General features: G+C 54.7%; 14 protein-coding genes and 1 other RNA gene. 9 read left to right on the top strand and 6 right to left on the bottom strand.

Annotated elements, in window-relative coordinates; all coding sequences use genetic code 11:
- Positions 1-33: 33 nt before the first annotated feature.
- Together FB556_RS05490 and rnpB are read right to left on the bottom strand one after the other, a co-directional pair.
- Positions 34-762 (bottom strand): HNH endonuclease family protein, encoded by a 729-nt coding sequence (locus FB556_RS05490; protein ID WP_141865619.1) that lies wholly within the window; start codon positions 760-762, stop codon positions 34-36.
- Between the two features lie 30 nt (positions 763-792).
- An RNA gene (gene rnpB / locus FB556_RS05485) (RNase P RNA component class A) lies at positions 793-1,150 on the bottom strand.
- A 64-nt stretch (positions 1,151-1,214) separates the two neighbouring features.
- Between rnpB and FB556_RS05480 the strand changes: the two genes are divergently transcribed.
- Complete coding sequence (locus FB556_RS05480) at positions 1,215-1,964, top strand: YaaA family protein (RefSeq protein WP_141865618.1); 750 nt, start codon at positions 1,215-1,217, stop codon at positions 1,962-1,964.
- On the opposite strand, the gene FB556_RS05475 is transcribed toward FB556_RS05480, so the two are convergent.
- Both FB556_RS05475 and FB556_RS05470 read right to left on the bottom strand, forming a co-directional pair.
- A complete protein-coding gene (locus FB556_RS05475) occupies positions 1,941-2,696 on the bottom strand; it encodes a zinc ribbon domain-containing protein (protein ID WP_141865616.1) in 756 nt (251 codons plus the stop codon). The genes FB556_RS05480 and FB556_RS05475 overlap by 24 nt on opposite strands.
- Positions 2,697-2,699: 3 nt before the next feature.
- Entirely contained in the window at positions 2,700-3,605 is a 906-nt protein-coding gene (locus FB556_RS05470) for a Nif3-like dinuclear metal center hexameric protein (protein ID WP_246057235.1), read from the bottom strand.
- Between the two features lie 328 nt (positions 3,606-3,933).
- Between FB556_RS05470 and FB556_RS05465 the strand changes: the two genes are divergently transcribed.
- The 5 genes from FB556_RS05465 to epsC all read left to right on the top strand — a co-directional run bounded on the left by FB556_RS05465 (position 3,934) and on the right by epsC (position 8,503).
- The gene (locus tag FB556_RS05465) at positions 3,934-4,791 is read left to right on the top strand and encodes a LysM peptidoglycan-binding domain-containing C40 family peptidase (protein ID WP_141865612.1); all 858 of its coding nucleotides are present in this window, start codon (positions 3,934-3,936) and stop codon (positions 4,789-4,791) included.
- Positions 4,792-4,971: 180 nt separating this feature from the next.
- Positions 4,972-5,961 carry an NAD(P)-dependent alcohol dehydrogenase gene (locus FB556_RS05460; protein ID WP_246057234.1) on the top strand — a complete coding sequence of 330 codons (990 nt, stop codon included), beginning with the start codon at positions 4,972-4,974 and terminating at the stop codon, positions 5,959-5,961.
- 212 nt (positions 5,962-6,173) lie between these two features.
- The gene (gene msrA / locus FB556_RS05455; protein WP_246057233.1) at positions 6,174-6,731 is read left to right on the top strand and encodes a peptide-methionine (S)-S-oxide reductase MsrA; all 558 of its coding nucleotides are present in this window, start codon (positions 6,174-6,176) and stop codon (positions 6,729-6,731) included.
- A gap of 80 nt (positions 6,732-6,811) precedes the next feature.
- Positions 6,812-7,747 carry a cysteine synthase A gene (gene cysK / locus FB556_RS05450; protein ID WP_141865608.1) on the top strand — a complete coding sequence of 312 codons (936 nt, stop codon included), beginning with the start codon at positions 6,812-6,814 and terminating at the stop codon, positions 7,745-7,747.
- An 87-nt stretch (positions 7,748-7,834) separates the two neighbouring features.
- Positions 7,835-8,503 (top strand): serine O-acetyltransferase EpsC, encoded by a 669-nt coding sequence (epsC, locus tag FB556_RS05445; RefSeq protein WP_281280479.1) that lies wholly within the window; start codon positions 7,835-7,837, stop codon positions 8,501-8,503.
- Between the two features lie 100 nt (positions 8,504-8,603).
- Here epsC and ppk2 read toward each other — a convergent pair whose 3' ends face one another.
- Together ppk2 and FB556_RS05435 are read right to left on the bottom strand one after the other, a co-directional pair.
- A complete protein-coding gene (gene ppk2, locus FB556_RS05440) occupies positions 8,604-9,521 on the bottom strand; it encodes a polyphosphate kinase 2 (protein WP_246057231.1) in 918 nt (305 codons plus the stop codon).
- A 178-nt stretch (positions 9,522-9,699) separates the two neighbouring features.
- The gene (locus FB556_RS05435; RefSeq protein WP_141865604.1) at positions 9,700-10,182 is read right to left on the bottom strand and encodes a pyridoxamine 5'-phosphate oxidase family protein; all 483 of its coding nucleotides are present in this window, start codon (positions 10,180-10,182) and stop codon (positions 9,700-9,702) included.
- 164 nt (positions 10,183-10,346) lie between these two features.
- Between FB556_RS05435 and FB556_RS05430 the strand changes: the two genes are divergently transcribed.
- From FB556_RS05430 to FB556_RS05420, 3 genes are all read left to right on the top strand, one after another.
- Positions 10,347-11,882, top strand: a complete 1,536-nt coding sequence (locus FB556_RS05430; RefSeq protein WP_246057230.1) for an SDR family oxidoreductase — start codon at positions 10,347-10,349, stop codon at positions 11,880-11,882.
- Between the two features lie 108 nt (positions 11,883-11,990).
- Positions 11,991-13,028 carry a phosphotransferase gene (locus tag FB556_RS05425; RefSeq protein ID WP_141865600.1) on the top strand — a complete coding sequence of 346 codons (1,038 nt, stop codon included), beginning with the start codon at positions 11,991-11,993 and terminating at the stop codon, positions 13,026-13,028.
- A 356-nt stretch (positions 13,029-13,384) separates the two neighbouring features.
- A complete protein-coding gene (locus FB556_RS05420; RefSeq protein WP_170200382.1) occupies positions 13,385-15,535 on the top strand; it encodes an SH3 domain-containing protein in 2,151 nt (716 codons plus the stop codon).
- Positions 15,536-16,880: the final 1,345 nt, after the last annotated feature.

Here is a 16,880-nt window from a genome sequence, read left to right as displayed (position 1 = left end):
ACCTGTTTTATGTTGCCGTCTATAATTCTGCCGCTACTGGCGAAGAACCGGCAGCTCATCTTCCGTGGTGTAAACGGACTGGGTGGGACACTCATGTAACACGTTTCGGATGGCATCGTATTCCGCCTGCGTGATCCACAGGTCGTATTTGGCCTTGACTGCGGTTTGGATTGCCACAAATTCGCAGCGGAACGCTTTGTTCGGCGGCAGCCACGTGGCCGCATCGGCATCCGATTTTTGCTGATTCGCAGGACCATCTACGGCCAACAGGTTCAGCGGATCGTTGGCAAACCGCTTGCGCTGTTCTTCCGAAAGCTCCTGGGCGCCTTTCTGCCAGGAATCTGACAGCGCTACCACGTGATCGATCTGTACGTCCGATGAGGTTCCTGGGCCGCGCAAGAAGTTGATGGTCTCCCCGGTGAAGGGGTCATCCAGCACGCCGCTAAGCACGGTGCATCCGTTGTCAGCCAGTGTCGCATTGTCGAGGTCGCGCTGCAGGACGTCATTGCGCCCGTCGCAGCCATTGCCATCCGGGTCCAACCAACCGTTGCCAAACTGGTCCCGGCTGTAGCCGGTTTTCGGGGCACGACCTTTAATCTCCAGTGTCTCGAGCTGTTCTAACGCGGTGCCTTCTTGCGGAACGTAGTGTTGTTCTTGTTCCGTTGGAAACACGTAGGTCGCTACGAAGTAAATGCCGACCACTAGGATCAGGATCGGCAAGGGCAGCTTGGTTAAGAGTGAGCTTTTTTGAGACTGGGACACTGTGTTCTTTCACGAGCCGGGGAAGCTTAAACGGGATGGAGTGCTATAAGCCGGATTCTGTGCCCGAACGATTCCTCATCCGGGTGATGATCATCTATCTGGTCACCGCGTCGCCGCGGGACTCAAGCGATCAACCCGAACACTGGGCGGGCCGCCTCATAACGTGTTCTGCTTGATCTTGCACCGGATGGGGTTTACCGAGCCGAGCGTGTCACCACGCCCGCTGGTGGTCTCTTACTCCACCCTTTCACCCTTACCCCAGCACCTGGGGCGGTCTACTTTCTGTGGCACTGGCCTGCGGATTGCTCCGAGTGGGTGTTACCCACCATCCTGCCCTGTGGTGTCCGGACTTTCCTCGACGTAAGTCGCGATCATCCGCAGCTCCATCCCGAACATCTCATTTTAGCCAAGATTGGTCAGCATACGTAATCGGAACTACTAAACTGACGCTCATGCTGATTTTGTTACCTCCGTCCGAAGGTAAGACCCCACCTGAAACCGGTAAGCCCTTAGATTTCAATGACCTGCTCTTCCCCGAGATGTCCGGGGAACGCCGGACCGTTTTACAAGAGCTCCAGGTGACGTCGAGCCTGCCGAACGCCCATGAAAAACTCAACGTGGGCAAGTCCCTGCAGCACGAGGTCGCAGCAAATCAGCACATCTTGGACGCCCCGACCGCACCGGGATTCCAGGTCTACACCGGAGTGTTATTCGACGCGTTGGATTATGCGACGTTGGATCATGTCGACGACGATGTCACCTTGGTGTTTTCGGCACTGTTTGGTGTGACTCGACTATCCGATGCGATCCCGGCCTATCGCTTCCCTGCCACGGCAAAACTTCCAGGTTTCGGCCCCATGGGTACTTGGTGGCGGGAGCGGCTCACAGATCAGCTGGCCGGTTTTGCTTCTGGACCGGTGATCGATTGCCGCTCGACAACGTATCGGCCGTTTTGGAAGAGTCCTCCGTTATTCACCGTGACCATCGATGTGTTCCAGCGGGTCAATGGTGAACTCAAAGTGGTCTCGCATTGGGCGAAACAAGCTCGCGGGTATGTTGCACGGCGGTTGTTGCAGGAACACGCACGCAGTCCGATTTCCTCCCTGGATCAGGTCACCGAGGCCGTCAGCGGGCTGTATAAGGTCGAGCTCGTGCCCCCGACGAACCGTAAAGCAGCATCATTGCGTGTGATGTTGAATTAATCTGCTGCGCACCATGATCGCGCCGGTATCAGGGCAATAGGCCAATTCATTGGCGGGGGTGTTTTTGATCTCGGCCAGTTCAGCTGGCGCCAGCGGCAGACCCGCACCCGATAGCCCTTCGGCGGTCAGCTCAATTGCGCCAATTCCCTGGTTCCGGTCGCGTACCCGTTCATATTCGGCCACGAGCTCTTCGGGTAGCTCTTGGATCATGAGATCCCGCTCGGCGGTGAGCTCTTTACCTTGCAAGGACAACTGCTGACCTTGCTCATTGAGTGTAGCGATCCGGACGTTGACCGCTTGCTGTGCTTCAGCGATTTGTGCTTGCGTCAGCTCGAGTGCCGCCTGGGACTCTTCAAGAGTCTGCAAGGCCTCGAGCTGTGCGTCTTCAAGGTGGGCGATGCGTATCGTCAACTCAGCGGTTTCCATGGTCACGGCTTGAACGTCACGGGATGAGACTTGATCCGCGTCCAGCTTGGCTTGCATGCCATCACGTCGTGTCGTCGTTTCAGCAACCACACGTTCGGCTTCCTGCGCTGCAGTTTCGTGTTCGGTAACTCGCGCCTGAGCAGCTTTCGCGCGCTCCACGGCTGCCGCTCCACCCTGTCGCAACGCGTGAAGTTGTTCGTCATGCGGGATGTTGTCGATTTGGGTACGGACCCGACTCAACTGGCTATCCAGTGATTGCAGATCGAGCAGTTTTCGTTGCTGTTCAGGGGTCGCAGTCATGGCCATCGGTTATTCCGTTTCGCTCGTGATCGTTTTAGTATCGTCGCCCGAGGTCAAAATAAAGTCCCAGGGATCGGTGTTCAGCGCAGAGACGGCTGTGGTTACGGTGTAGCCCTCGTCCGCTAGTGCGCGCTCCAGGGCCTTGGCGCCGGTGGGTAACCACAACCATTCAGAAGCGAAATGGGAGACATCAATCAGGTAGGGTCGATCGCCACTAAGCATCGCCTGTTCGCGAGCTTCAGAAGCAGGATGATGCCGCAGATCAGCTGTGATATACACATCGGCTTCATGTTCTCGGACAGCGTCGAAGAGACTGTCTCCAGCTCCCCCCGTGATGGCAACTTTGGAGACGATGCCGTTGGAATCACCTGCAACTCGGACCCCGCCGGCTACAGCAGGCATGGCACTGTAGACCCGAGCTGCGAAGTCTTCTAGGCGCAGGGCGTGCTGCAAGGTTCCTACCCGACCGATACCTTCTTCGGCCGAGCCATCTGCGGGGGCCAGAGGCACAATGTCTTCGAGCCCAAGAATCTCCGCTAAGACGTCTGATACGCCGCCCACTGCGGAGTCTGCGTTTGTGTGCGCTGTAATCAAGGCACACGAATTCTCTACGAGCGTGTGCACCACTTTGCCTTTGAAGGTTGTGGCTGCGATGGAGGTCACCGGTTTGAGAAACAGCGGGTGGTGGGTGATGAGTAAGTCGGCGCCGTAACTGACTGCCTCATCAGCAACAGCCTGCACGGGATCAACTGCCCAGTGAATACGTTGAATGAGTTGTTCGGGGCGCCCAGCGACAACACCGGAAGCATCCCAGCCAGCCTGCAGGCTTAGTGGCCATAACGATTCCATTGCGCCAAGAACTTGTGACAAAGTGGGGTGGATGCGTGTCAGCGATGAATCTTGCGGAGATGCCATATCGACCATTGTGCCTGGTAGTGGCTCGGAAAGCACCTCTGGGCGAGCGAATCACCAAGTCACCTCAACTCTCAGATCAATAACTACCAGCCTCACTGCATAACGTTTGGGTAACGCTCAGTCGAATCACAGTGTTTTCTGAGGATCGGCGTAGATCGTTGCAGGCAAGCGGATTCACACCTTCTACGAGCGCCCACGGCACTCTGTGGGGTTGCAATTAAATAACAAGGATGCCACGCTTGATAACGATCTGATAACAACACGTTGTCGGCCGTGTCTGAAGAGCAGATGCGGAAAAGCTATACGTCGTCTTTTGAGAGAAAAAATAATGTCTTACCCCACTCGTCGAGCACGCATCGAAGCCGAAAAAGTAGCAGCTCTAGCGCTGCGCTCCACGCGGAGTAAAAAGTTCTCGCTAGGTGTCGCAAGCCTAGCAACTGCAGCGAGCGCATCCTTCTTCGGCATGGCTCCGGCCAATGCGGCCCTTGACGATGTACCGGCCCCGAGCGGCTCCCAGGCCAGCACCACTTCACAGAGCTCGGCCTCGGCTGGCACATATACTGTGCAGTCCGGTGACACCCTTTCCGCTATCGCACGTTCGCAGGGTGTTCCCCTTGACGCACTAATGGGCGCCAACGGTCTGTCGGCCTCGTCAATTATCTACCCCGGCGATGTCCTACAACTGTCGGGGTCGTCTTCCTCCTCATCGAGCTCCTCAAACAGCGCACAGGGTACTTCTTCCGACACCGCACAGCTTGCCAGCGCGTCAAGCTCAGTATCGACCGCATCGGTTTCTGCCTCCGGCCCCAAGGCAGCTGCAGTTAGCAAAGCAGTCAGTATCGTGAACTCGGGTGCTAGCTATCGGTACGGCGGTAACGGTCCGAGCGCATATGACTGCTCGGGCTTTACCAAGGCTGCGTTCGCGGCAGCTGGTATCAACCTGCCGCGTACTTCGTCTGCTCAGTACAACGGAGCCAATTCCTACGTCTCGCTAAAGAATCTGCAGGCTGGGGATCTGGTGTTCTGGTCTAATAATGGATCAGCATCTGGCATCTACCATGTTGCGGTTTACGTGGGTGATGGCAAGATTGCACAGGCCCGTAATCCAAAAGCCGGTATTACCGTTGACTCGTTGTCCACATACATGAAGTACAACGCACCTCTCAATACTGCTGCCCGGTACTAAACCTGCCCAGTAAGGGTACCCAGACCCCTGCGGTGGCGCCACAATGGTGCCACCGCAGGGGTTTTTAACAGCGTTAGCGCACACTTGATCCATCACATTCTTCGTTCAATGGAGTCTGGTAGAGATAGACCATGAGATTCGACGTTTCTGCCCTCATGGCCCCAGCCCCCAGCGCACCACTTGAACGCGGCATCATCAGCCGCCGAGCGCTACGCCGCTGATGTACTCATCAAAATTGCGTACGTTGGCATCTGTCACTCAGATATTCACAATGCCCGTGACGATTGGTCACCGGGCACCTACCCGATGGTGCCCGGCCATGAGATTGCCGGCATCGTGACCGAAGTCGGTTCAGCAGTCACCACTTTCAAACCCGGTGATCGAGTCGGAGTCGGGTGTTTTGTTGACTCCTGCGGTGCGTGCGACGCCTGCCGTAGTGGCGAGGAACAGTTCTGCAACCACAAGACCATGACCTATAACTCCAAAGACGGCGACGGCAATATCACCTACGGCGGGTACTCCACCCACATTGTCGTTCGAGAACCGTACGTGCTGCGTATTCCTGACACATTGTCACCGGAATCCGCCGCTCCCCTACCGTGCGCCGGTATCACCACCTATTCACCGCTACGTCACTATCGCCCCGGACCGGGCAGACGAGTTGCAGTTATCGGGATGGGCGGGTTGGGTCATATGGCTGTACAATATGCCCACGCGATGGGAGCTGATGTCACGGTCATCTCACAGACGCGTGCCAAAGAGGCCGACGGACGTCGTTTCGGTGCCTCTGACTACCGTGCCATGAGTGAACCAGACACTCTCAAAGCACTACGTGGCAGCTTCGATCTGATCATCAATACCGTGTCTGCAGATCTCGACATCACCGCACTGCTGCATACCCTACGACTCGATGGCACACTGGTTTTTGTTGGCCTCCCAGTTGCCCCACAGGCCTTCCAGGTCTCCGCCCTCACCTCCCGGCGCCGATCGATTGCCGGATCCAATATCGGCGGCATCCGCGAGACTCAGGAAATGTTGGACTTCTCAGCGGCCCATGGGATCACCGCCCAGGTTGAAGTCATCACAGCCGACGAAGTCACCGAAGCGTATGACCGCGTCGTAGAGTCCGCTGTCCGCTACCGGTTTGTGATTGATGCTGCCACGATTTAGCTCACCGAATGCTTGCTAGGGATCTTTGGAGCGCAAGCTCCGGGCGATGACCGGCCACGAGCACCGATTGCTCACGCTCGGATGTTTCTCTGGGAGAGCTAGTTACAACATGGGTACCTATCCCCAGGGGGCTCTCAGGGTGTTCTCGCTGGGATGAGAAAGTCCCGCGCTATCTAGCCGAAGTATCAGGGTTTCCTGTAGCGTTGATAGATATGATGAACCACGACGAAAACGGGTCAAAACCCAATCACAAAACACTCATTATGGGCGGTGGATGCTTCTGGTGTCAGGATGCCGTCTATCGAAAAACCAAGGGCGTCATCACTTCAGAATGTGGCTATATCGGTGGCCACGTCGATCAACCCACCTATGAGCAGGTCTGCACTGCAACGACCGGTCACGCTGAAGCTGTGAAGGTAACGTTTGACCAGGATGTGATCGACGCTGACACGATCTTGGACATGCTCTTTGCCTCACATAATCCGACCACTCTGAATCGTCAAGGTGCTGATGTTGGCCCGCAGTATCGTTCTGCACTATTTCCACAAAACGACGGGGATAGAGAGCTTTTTGAACGGGCGATTGATCGACACCAGCAGTACTGGTCCGAGCCTATCGTGACAACTATTGAAGATGGGGCCACCTGGTGGCCTGCTGAAGCAGAACACCAAAACTTTTATCAACGCAACCCCACCTGGGGCTACTGTCAGGTGGTCATTAACCCCAAACTGGCAAACGTGCGCAAACATTACTCTGCGTGGCTTCAATAATTACGATTTGCGACATGTCCTTTATTGTTAACCCCAGAGGTACCATTTAAACTTGCCCCTTCGTAAAGGATGATCCCCATATGGCAAAGATGCTCGATAACATCACCCAAGCTGTCGGCCAGACTCCTCTTGTCCGGCTCAACCGACTCACCGAGGGACTGCCGGCTCAGGTGGCCGTCAAGGTCGAGTTCTATAACCCAGCCAACTCCGTCAAGGATCGTATCGGTGTCGCCATTGTTGATGCCGCTGAAAAATCCGGCAAACTTAAGCCAGGTGGCACCATTGTTGAAGGCACCTCGGGCAATACGGGTATCGCTCTGGCAATGGTGGGTGCAGCGCGCGGGTACCGTGTGGTGTTGACCATGCCAGAGACGATGTCCAATGAACGCCGTGTCATGCTGCGTGCATACGGTGCCGAGATCGTTCTGACCCCGGGTGCCGATGGCATGCGCGGTGCAGTAGAAAAAGCCGCCCAGATCGTGGAAGAAACTGAAAACTCGATCCTGGCCCAGCAGTTCGCCAACCAGGCCAACGTTGAGATCCACTACAACACCACCGGCCCAGAAATTTGGGAAGCCTCCGAGGGTAAGGTCGATATTCTGGTCTCCGGTATCGGTACCGGAGGCACCCTCACCGGTGCGGGTCGCTACCTGAAAGAACAAAACCCGAATATCAAAATTGTTGCTGTAGAACCAGCAGACTCCCCGATCCTGTCGGGTGGGAAGCCAGGACCACACAAAATCCAGGGCATCGGTGCGAACTTCATTCCAGACGTCCTCGACACCGAGCTGTATTCTTCGGTCTATACGGCCACGCTTGAAGAGTCCGTGCAAAACTCCCGCCTGCTGGGTACCAAAGAAGGCATCCTGGGCGGAATCTCCTCTGGTGCAGCCATCGCTGCAGCCCTGGATGAAGCTAAAAAAGAAGAGAACGCTGGCAAGCTCATTGTGGCTGTCATTCCAGACTTTGGTGAACGCTATATCTCCACCGTGCTCTACGAAGATATTCGCGGCTAATCAGCGCTGAACTATGATGCTGCCTTCGGGCTCGTCACGGGCAACACATCCTGTGACGGACCGAAGGCAGCACACTTTTAACGCTTAATCTGCGGTTCACTAGACCATAGAATAATTTCGACCGCCTGTGCGTTGGGCTTATCAAGGACATTTTTTGAAAGGGATACATTGGGATTCTTCAGTCGCATGCGCGAGGACATTCAGGCTGCCAAAGACCGCGACCCCGCTGCACGCAGTACATTTGAAGTTGCTGTGGGGTATACCGGTCTTCATGCTATTTGGATGCACCGCGTTGCACATAAGATGTGGCAGAAAGAACAGCTGAAGACCCCAGCACGTCTCCTTTCACAATTCAACCGGGCGCTCACCGGAATCGAAATCCACCCCGGAGCAACCATCGGACGCCGTTTCTTCATCGACCACGGCATGGGTGTAGTCATTGGTGAAACGACCGAGATCGGGGACGACGTTATGCTGTATCACGGCGTGACTTTGGGTGGTCAGTCGTTAGAAAAGGTCAAGCGGCACCCCACCCTGGAAGACGAAGTGGTCGTAGGTGCCGGAGCCAAGGTCTTGGGGCCGGTGGTTGTCGGCAAGCGCACGGCAGTCGGTGCCAACGCAGTGCTCGTCAAAGACACTCCTGAAGATGCCATTGCTACCGGAATTCCAGCACAAATTCGGACCCGTCGCAGTGCAGAGGAAGCAAAACCAGCCGTGGATCCGGCTGAATACGTGGATCCTGCCATGTGGATCTAGCTGACAGATGATGCAACATCCGGCTCTGCCAGGGGAACCCTGCAGAGCCGGATGTTGTATAACCTTTTCTTGGCCTACAAGTGCCGGCGGGTACTTGTAGCTAGTCTCCTACCGCGTCACGACCACGCATCACTAAGAGTGGGTCTGGAACGCCGACAACATCATGGTTTTTACTGTCGTAATCAAACTGGCTTAAGAAGTAGCGCATCGCATTCAGCCGACCACGCTTCTTATCATTGGATTTGATCGTGACCCACGGGGCATGATCCGTATCCGTGTGCAAGAACATGAGCTCTTTGGCATCGGTGTATGCTTCCCAGCGGTCAAGCGCCTCGAGGTCGACCGGGGAGAGCTTCCACCGGCGAACGGGATCCAGCTGACGGATCGCAAACCGGGTGCGCTGTTCAGTCTGGGTCACGGAGAACCAGAACTTGATGAGATGAAACCCATCGTCGATCAGCAGCTTTTCAAAAACCGGCGCCTGGTTCATAAACGTGTGGTACTGATCTTCTGTGCAAAAGCCCATCACGCGTTCCACTCCGGCCCGGTTGTACCAGGAGCGGTCAAATAAGACGATCTCACCGGCCGTTGGGAAATGGTTAATGTAGCGCTGAAAATACCACTGACCAGTTTCCCGCTCGGTTGGCTTATTTAGTGCCACCGTGCGAGCGGTGCGTGGGTTCATATACTCGGTGAACCGCTGGATAGTGCCGCCCTTGCCTGCAGCGTCACGGCCTTCAAACACCACAATGATTTTTTGACCGGTATCTTCCGCCCAGTATTGCAGCTTCAGCAATTCAATCTGGAGCTTATATTTTTCGCGTTCGTACCGATCGCGAGTCATCCGATCGGCATACGGATAGTTCTCCCGCCAGGTTTCCACCGCTTTACCCATGGGGTCAATCAGATCTGGGTCTGGGGTGTGGCCTTCGGTCACCTGGTAGCCGCCATCGCGCAGAGTGTCGATAAACTCGCGCAAGTTTTGGCGAGGTTGATCGGGGATGAGTTCTTCGAACAAGACATACTCCTCAGGTGCGGCTGGTCAATACGGCGGTACTTCCATTGTGCACTGCTAGGCCAGAAAATACATGCGCCGACTCACGATCGAGCAACGCCAGCGTGAACAGCGGGCGAATGAAGAAAGACTGACCCGGAGCGCGCAACGGCTCCAGGTCAGTCAGTACGCTCTGTGGGCGTTAAAGTTCAACCTCATGGGTTTCACCAGGATGTGCTGGCTTATCACTCGTGAGGCCCTTAATCATCTGCAGAGCTGTTGCAGGCAGTCCTGGAGAATCCCAATACTGCGCAGTCTCAGGGTTAACCCTGAGCAGAGCAACCTCTGGGTCCTCTGGTTTAAAATCGCCGAAAAACGCCTCGGTCGCTTTTGACCAAAATGCTTTCTTACGTTCCACGTCCTGAACAATCGTGGCACTACCGGCAATAGAAGCCCAGAAACCCTTCTCAGCGATGGTGACATTGACTTGTTGGCCACCGGCGGTCTCTTGCACGGCTGGGTTATCGATTCGGGTCATGAACCAAATTGTGTGATCGTCTTCAATCTGCTGGATTGCCATGGGGCGGCTGACAAGTTTGCCATCCGCCTCGGTGGTGGTCAGCATACACACGTTCGCGTCCTGAGCTTTCGTCAATAGGGTTTTGACAGGATCATTCGTATTCATATGGCCTCCTGAAGTAGTTGGCACATCTACGCCTCGCGAAGATGCGTTGATATTCGCCAACCTAGCAGCCACTTCCCTCGATGAACACAGCTCAAGCGATATACATTGCAAACTTCAAGCTCCCACTGAGCTTCGTGTAAGTAAAGCCAGCTAACTTTATGACTATGAGCGTCAACCCTGCATCACCATTAGACCTATACCTCCGATCGGGTAAGGGTCGTCGCGTCCTCGTCACCGGGGCAACCGGATACGTGGGCGGACGACTCATCCCAGAATTATTAGCCGCCGGTTTTACAGTTCGCGCACTAGCTCGGGACGTCAGCCACTTAGAAAACAGACCCTGGTCCGATGACGTTGAAACAGTTGAAGCCGATCTGCAGAACCCAGCCGATCTAGAAACTGCATTCAAAGACGTTCACACAGTGTTATATCTTGTACATTCGATGGGCTCCAGCAAGGACTTCGAGCAGAAGGAAGCCGACATTGCACGACAGGTTGCTCAGTCAGCGACTTCCGCAGGAGTAAAACAGCTTGTGTACCTGTCAGGTCTTCACCCGCAGAAACCCCTTGATGAGCTCTCCGCCCACATGCGGTCCCGTGAACGGGTTGCGCAGATTCTCCTGGCGGCACCAGTCCCTGCCCTTGTATTAAAAGCGGCAGTCATCATCGGGTCTGGTTCGGTCTCCTTCGAGATGATCCGGCATCTGTCTGAACGCTTGCCCGTCATGCCCGGTCCAAGCTGGCTGAAGAACAAGATCGAACCGATCGCTATACGGGACGTCTTGTATTACTTAGCCCACGCCTGCGCCCTCGAACAGCCTATCAACGCATCCTACGGAATCAGATCCGGCAGCGTGCAGTCATTCGCATCCATGCTGGAGCAATACGCCCAGGTTGCCGGACTATCTCAACGCAAAGTCTTAGCGTTACCTATCCCAGCCCAACACCTATCGGGTTTTTGGATCGGTATGGTCACTCCTATCCCCCGCGGTATAGCGATGCCTCTGGCAGCTTCGATGGCGGAAGACGCCGTAACCAATGACCATGAAATAGCAACGCTCATTCCCGACCCGCCAGGTGGCCTCACGAGCTATCGCGAAGCATGCCAACGGGCGATCACCCGCCAGAAGCGCGGGCCGTTAGACGTCACCTGGGATGACGACGTCTTGGCCGTTCAAACACGAAACCCAGCCGATCCCCTACCCTCGGACCCAGACTGGGCGGGTCACACGGTATTCACAGATGAACGCGAACGCGATGGTAGCGCCCCACCCGATGCCGTATGGCAAGTGATCGAAACCATCGGAGGTCAGCGCGGCTGGTATTCAGCACCGCTCTTATGGAAAATCCGCGGACTGATGGACAAGGCACTCGGCGGCTACGGACTGGCCCGAGGCCGGAAAGACGAACACGAACTTAGAGTTAACGATCACGTGGACTGGTGGCGTGTGGAATCCTTGGAGCCAGGACGAATGGTCACCCTGCGCGCCGAGATGCGAGCTGGCGGCCGCGCCTGGCTACAGTTCCGTGTTGACCCATTAGCCGACGGCGGCACTCGGCTATTTCAGCGCGCTGTATTCTTTCCCAACGGCCTGATAGGGCGCGCCTACTGGCGAGTCATTCAGCCGTTTCATGCGCTCATTTTCCCGACGATGGCCAAAAATATTATGGACGTCGCGCAGGCCCAGCACGTTCGCTAGTCTGCCGACGAAGCATCGAGCGCGATCTACGCTCTCCTGTATAATCTTTCGCAATCTAAAAAAACATGAGAACACTAAATGAAATTCAAATCATAAGGACGAAACGGGTTGTCGAATATTGAACATCAGCGGTGGAGCACCGCTCTGAGTCGTGTCGCAGAGGTCGAACGACATTCTCGCAGACTCAGATCAAAGTTCTTCCCTAGAACGTTCACGTATTCGAAGCGATCCACTTGGGCTACCGAGGCAGGCTTTGACGTCTTACCCATAGACCAACAGCATGAGCTCCCCGCTCATGGGGAGATCCGTTCACGGGTCCGAGCCGAATCTGTGCTGATTGGCAAATTTGACGTCGAAGCAGAAGTCAGACTCCGTGCCTTTTATCCAGACAAAGCACTCAGCGTGCGTTACCAAACCGGTGGGGAACGCAACGGGATTACTCGCACCGTCAAGGCGCACGAAAAAGTCCATCCTTATGCGCCTGAGCTGATGCCAACTATCTACGACCACGGCACTATTCGGAACGGTGCGGGCGCATACTTGGTAGAGGACACCGTTGTTGGAGAAAGCGCTACTCGATCGCAGCTCGAATCAATGATCGTCCCACTTGCACAGCGGTTACGAAAAGTGCATCAAGGTGTAGGTATCCGAGACAAGCACCTCAGCAGAATAGTTGGTGGCTCGTACAAAGTGCGTTGGTCCAACTTCGTAGAAACTCAAAACATCGATGCAACAATCGACGACGCCGTTCAGCGATTGATTGATCGCAATGACCTCTTGGAAGTCAGCCTGACTCACGGGGATCTCGTAAACTCCAACATTCTGGTCAACGAACATGACTTCGTGCTCGTCGATTGGGAGTTTGCGGAAATGAAGCCCATTGCCTTCGACATGTCCAAAATGATTATCAACGCCCGTGACCTCGATCAAGTGGTGCAAGATATGCACTCAGGACTTGGCGGTAAGATTGGCACACGGGAGGGGTACTACACGTTCCGAGAGCAAATCGCACTGTCGATAGTTCTGACTCTGTCATGGCATAAGAATCACTTGACCAAGGCAAAGATAGCCAAACGAACAGAGGCACTAGCACGTCAGACCTCTAAACGCCTCAACGCTCTCGAAAGGCTGCTAGAAATCGCCTAGTCAGCCGGCATTATGACAAATCAGCCACGCCAGTTCTGAGTCGTGCCGAAAGTGTTTCCGAAGCAAACTTCCCAATAAATAACAGACCAATGCTCAGGGCCTCGTCACACCTAGACTACTTTAAGGCCCAACCTAACTGGTACGATTGCAGCTGTCTGTGCCATACATAATGGCGGTTTAGCACAATAGAAGGTTGCCTGCTGATTTTTATGTTCGCTCACACCACCAAGATCGCTTCAGTCAGTGCGTTGTCTCTGGCACTTATCGCATCATCGCTCTCAGTCTCACATGCAGTACCGAATACCTCATCTGCTGCAATTCACCAGAGTCAGCCTACGAATCCTTCAGTCGAAGAAATGACTCCGGACCAGAAACCTGCACCCGTCCAAGGCGAAGACACACAAGTTATCGACATTGATGGGATTGATCCAGAGGCTCTTCCAGAGGAAGAAGACCAGCCCAGCGAGCCAGCTTCCCCAGAGAAACCACAAGACTCATCCGTTATCACGGAAGAAGCATCGGAAACCGATGGTGAGGGTGAGTCTGAGCAGCAAGAGAGCTTGGAAACCGATGCACAGACAGAAGAAGCTTCTGACGCTCCGGCAACTGTAGAGACCCCTGCCCCAGAAACAGCGCAACCTTCACAAGAGAGCACCTCTCCTACCGAAACTGACCAGAGTCAAAAATCTGCCGAAGAACAACAACTAGCCGAAACAGCCATCGAGGACAGCGAAGGTAGCCTCGCAGCCCTTACCACTCCCGTGGAGTCTATCGACTTCGTTGCTGCCGGTCTGACGTGGGATTCGAACACCTCAGAGGAGATCACCGAAGCTGCCGTTCGCGTACGGGAACAGGGTGAGTGGAGTGAGTGGCATGACCTAGAAGTCCATGCCACAGACGAAGAAATGAAAGCGCAATCTCCACGGGCCGGAACCGAGCCGCTTATCACCATTGAAGCTGATGCAGTCCAAGCCCGCGTGCACACCCGCTCTGGTGAAGCTCCAGAAGGACTCGAGATCTCGCTGATTGACCCGGGTGAATCATCCACAGACGGCAACCTCGAACCCGCTTCTGATGAAAGTGAAGAGGTTGAGATCGTCAACGAAGCTGCACCTGCATCGATAACAGATGAGCCGACTAGCAGACAGGCGATGCAGCTAGCTTCAGCAAGAACCCCGACTGTAACAACCAGTTCCAAGAGTTCTGCCAATGCCATCAAACCCGCCATCATAACGCGAGCACAGTGGGGCGCCAATGAATCATTCGCTACCAAGAGTCCACAATCAAGCGAACTCAAAGCAATGTATGTCCACCATACTGCTGGAACAAACAACTACACACGTGCACAAGCGTATGCTCAGGTACGAGCGGTCTACACCTATCACGCTCGCGATCTAAAATGGGGAGACATCGGATATAACTTCCTCGTTGATCGTTACGGCACGATCTACGAAGGTCGACGAGGCTCCATTGACTCGATCCCTCTGGGTGCTCAAGCTGGCGGTTTTAATACCAACACTTTTGGAATTTCAACCATCGGTAACTTCGAAATCGCGAACCCCCCTGCGGCCATGCTCGAGTCACTGAAAAAAGTCCTAGCTTGGAAAGGACTCCAGCACGGTATCAACGCAACCGGCAACACCACGCTCACCTCTGCTGGTGGCACTTCCAAACACTCAAGTGGAACGCGCGTAACCGTCAAAACGATCCTGGGGCACAAAGACACACACGCAACAGCATGCCCAGGCAAGTACCTATATTCCCAGTTACCCGCGATACGCCGGGATGTGGCCACGCGCATTAATAATGCAAAGGCTACGACATCGTTCCCGACTCGCAAAATCGCTTCCGGGCTAGCTTACCGTGCCCAAAAAGCCACGACGCTCAGGGCCGAACCTGATACGAAAGCTTCTGCCATTCAGAGTCTTTCGCAGGGCGCTAGCGTCACCACAACTAGCCTTGCAAGCGGTAGCTGGTGGCGCGTTACTGCCAACGGCAAGACAGGGTGGGTTCCGTATAAAGATCTCATCAGCAACTCAAAATATAAAGCCCCGGTCACCTACCGAACAATCGCTGCCGGATTGGCTTACCGGGCCAATCAGGCCACTGTATTGAGATCTGCCCCAAGCACCAGTGCCTCCACGGTACAGCGCCTCTCTCAGGGCGCCCAGGTCACTACCACAAACCGGGCCTCAGGTACCTGGTGGAGAGTCACTCATAACGGAAAAACCGGATGGGTGCAACACAAGGATCTCATTCGGAATTCCCAATACAAGGCACCTGTCGCTTATCGAACAATTACCTCCGGCCTGGCCTACCGTGCTCAAAAGGCCACGATCCTCAGAGCTGCGCCTAACACGAGTGCATCAACCGTGCAGCGTCTCTCCCGCGGCGCTCGGGTCACTACCACGAACCGGGCCTCCGGTAGCTGGTGGAGAGTCACTCACAACGGCAAAACCGGGTGGGTCCCCTACAAAGATCTGATCAGTAATTCTAAGTATAAATAGCTCGAGAAGGCAGCCACATTGCTCGCAATCTCTCTACAACGTACACCTGCGTGACGGTATCACGTGTTTAAATCACAATGTAGCAACAGGATCTTTGAGCCATACGAAGACTTGGCGTGATAAAAAGAAGAGCTATATTCAAGGGCCGATGATGAAGTTCAAACATCTCTGGGTGGCTAGTCATCGATTTGAGCTGACTTTAGTCTCCTCAGAATACCAGAACGAATCTGCTGCACGTCTTTGATGGCAGTTTCTTGCCCAAGCAGCAGATACTGCCTGGGCACACATTTCAGAACCCAAAGGTACCGACAGCTGCAGACGTCCTCAAGGCGCGACAAAGTCACCATTTATTTGTTCACTTTTCCGCGCCTTCCCACGACGTCGTGGCTTGGCCGGGAGCATTCCGCACCCAGTGCTGCTTTGAGTAAGTTCAGACCGCTCTTAACCTAGCAGTGGCTGCGCTCTAGTCTTCGATTACGGGCCGTGAGCCGGTCCGAGATCTCGAAGCCACCCCCCTTGCGGATGTCTCTAATGATGGAAAAATCGATGCAAAGTTCTTGAGCGATGTGCGTAGGCGCATCAGGCTTTCAGAACTTGGGTATCTCGTCACCTAACGACTCAACGGCAGCACTGTAGACAGCAACGACACAGCAGGCACCCCACCCGCGCTGGTTAAAGTGGCGCGAGCCCAACAAACATAGCGGCCAGCGTCTCCGCGCGGACGCACACCGCATGGCTCTACGTCAATCAGGTGCAACGGATCAATCTATCCGAATCATTCTGGAAAAAACCCGAGGGTCTCGCTGGGCACGCATAAATTCTGAGGTATCTCGTGATTCTCGGTGGGAGACTGACGATGGCCCAAGCATATGCAACGTGCAAGGACCGAGTCATTAATTACTGAATGAGCCAGCCCACTGGGCGAAATAAAGGCCGCTCTGGCTACCAGATCGCATTCCATCAGCATCAGAGTAAGGGCATTAAACCGCTTCTCACCTGAGTGTCAAGATGAGATCCAAAAAATGATCCGCTCGAGGAACCCGACTCGCAGGGACATCAGTTAGATCGAAGATGTCCCAGAAATATGCCATGAAGTAACCAAATACCTTATGACATCGCCAAGCCGCGTTCGAAATCGGTACTGCTGAAGATAATGAGTGAAGTCAGCAGCCGTCAGACACGGTTAAGAGCGGAGGGTGTGTTAGCTTCGTTAACTACTAGACCGTTTTGTGGCGGTTACCGAATAGCGACCTGCAACACCTGATTTAACCGGAGCCATAATGAGCCCATGCAAGGATCTTCTACAAAAGGTCCAGCAAGCAAAAAGGACGCCTTGCTTCATTGC

It is taken from the genome of Enteractinococcus coprophilus, from assembly GCF_006716305.1.
GTDB lineage: Bacteria > Actinomycetota > Actinomycetes > Actinomycetales > Micrococcaceae > Yaniella > Yaniella coprophila.
Note: the sequence above shows the minus strand (reverse complement) of the source record. Positions and strands in the feature narration are given on the sequence as shown.

Bases quoted from the DNA above. Each gene is read 5' to 3' on its own strand.
- FB556_RS05420 (WP_170200382.1), top strand. From the start codon at position 13,385: ATGACTCCGGACCAGAAACCTGCACCCGTCCAAGGCGAAGACACACAA.
- FB556_RS05475 (WP_141865616.1), bottom strand. From the start codon at position 2,696: ATGGCCATGACTGCGACCCCTGAACAGCAACGAAAACTGCTCGATCTG.
- cysK (WP_141865608.1), top strand. From the start codon at position 6,812: ATGGCAAAGATGCTCGATAACATCACCCAAGCTGTCGGCCAGACTCCT.
- FB556_RS05480 (WP_141865618.1), top strand. From the start codon at position 1,215: ATGCTGATTTTGTTACCTCCGTCCGAAGGTAAGACCCCACCTGAAACC.
- msrA (WP_246057233.1), top strand. From the start codon at position 6,174: ATGATGAACCACGACGAAAACGGGTCAAAACCCAATCACAAAACACTC.
- FB556_RS05470 (WP_246057235.1), bottom strand. From the start codon at position 3,605: ATGGCATCTCCGCAAGATTCATCGCTGACACGCATCCACCCCACTTTG.
- FB556_RS05430 (WP_246057230.1), top strand. From the start codon at position 10,347: ATGAGCGTCAACCCTGCATCACCATTAGACCTATACCTCCGATCGGGT.
- FB556_RS05435 (WP_141865604.1), bottom strand. From the start codon at position 10,182: ATGAATACGAATGATCCTGTCAAAACCCTATTGACGAAAGCTCAGGAC.
- FB556_RS05465 (WP_141865612.1), top strand. From the start codon at position 3,934: ATGTCTTACCCCACTCGTCGAGCACGCATCGAAGCCGAAAAAGTAGCA.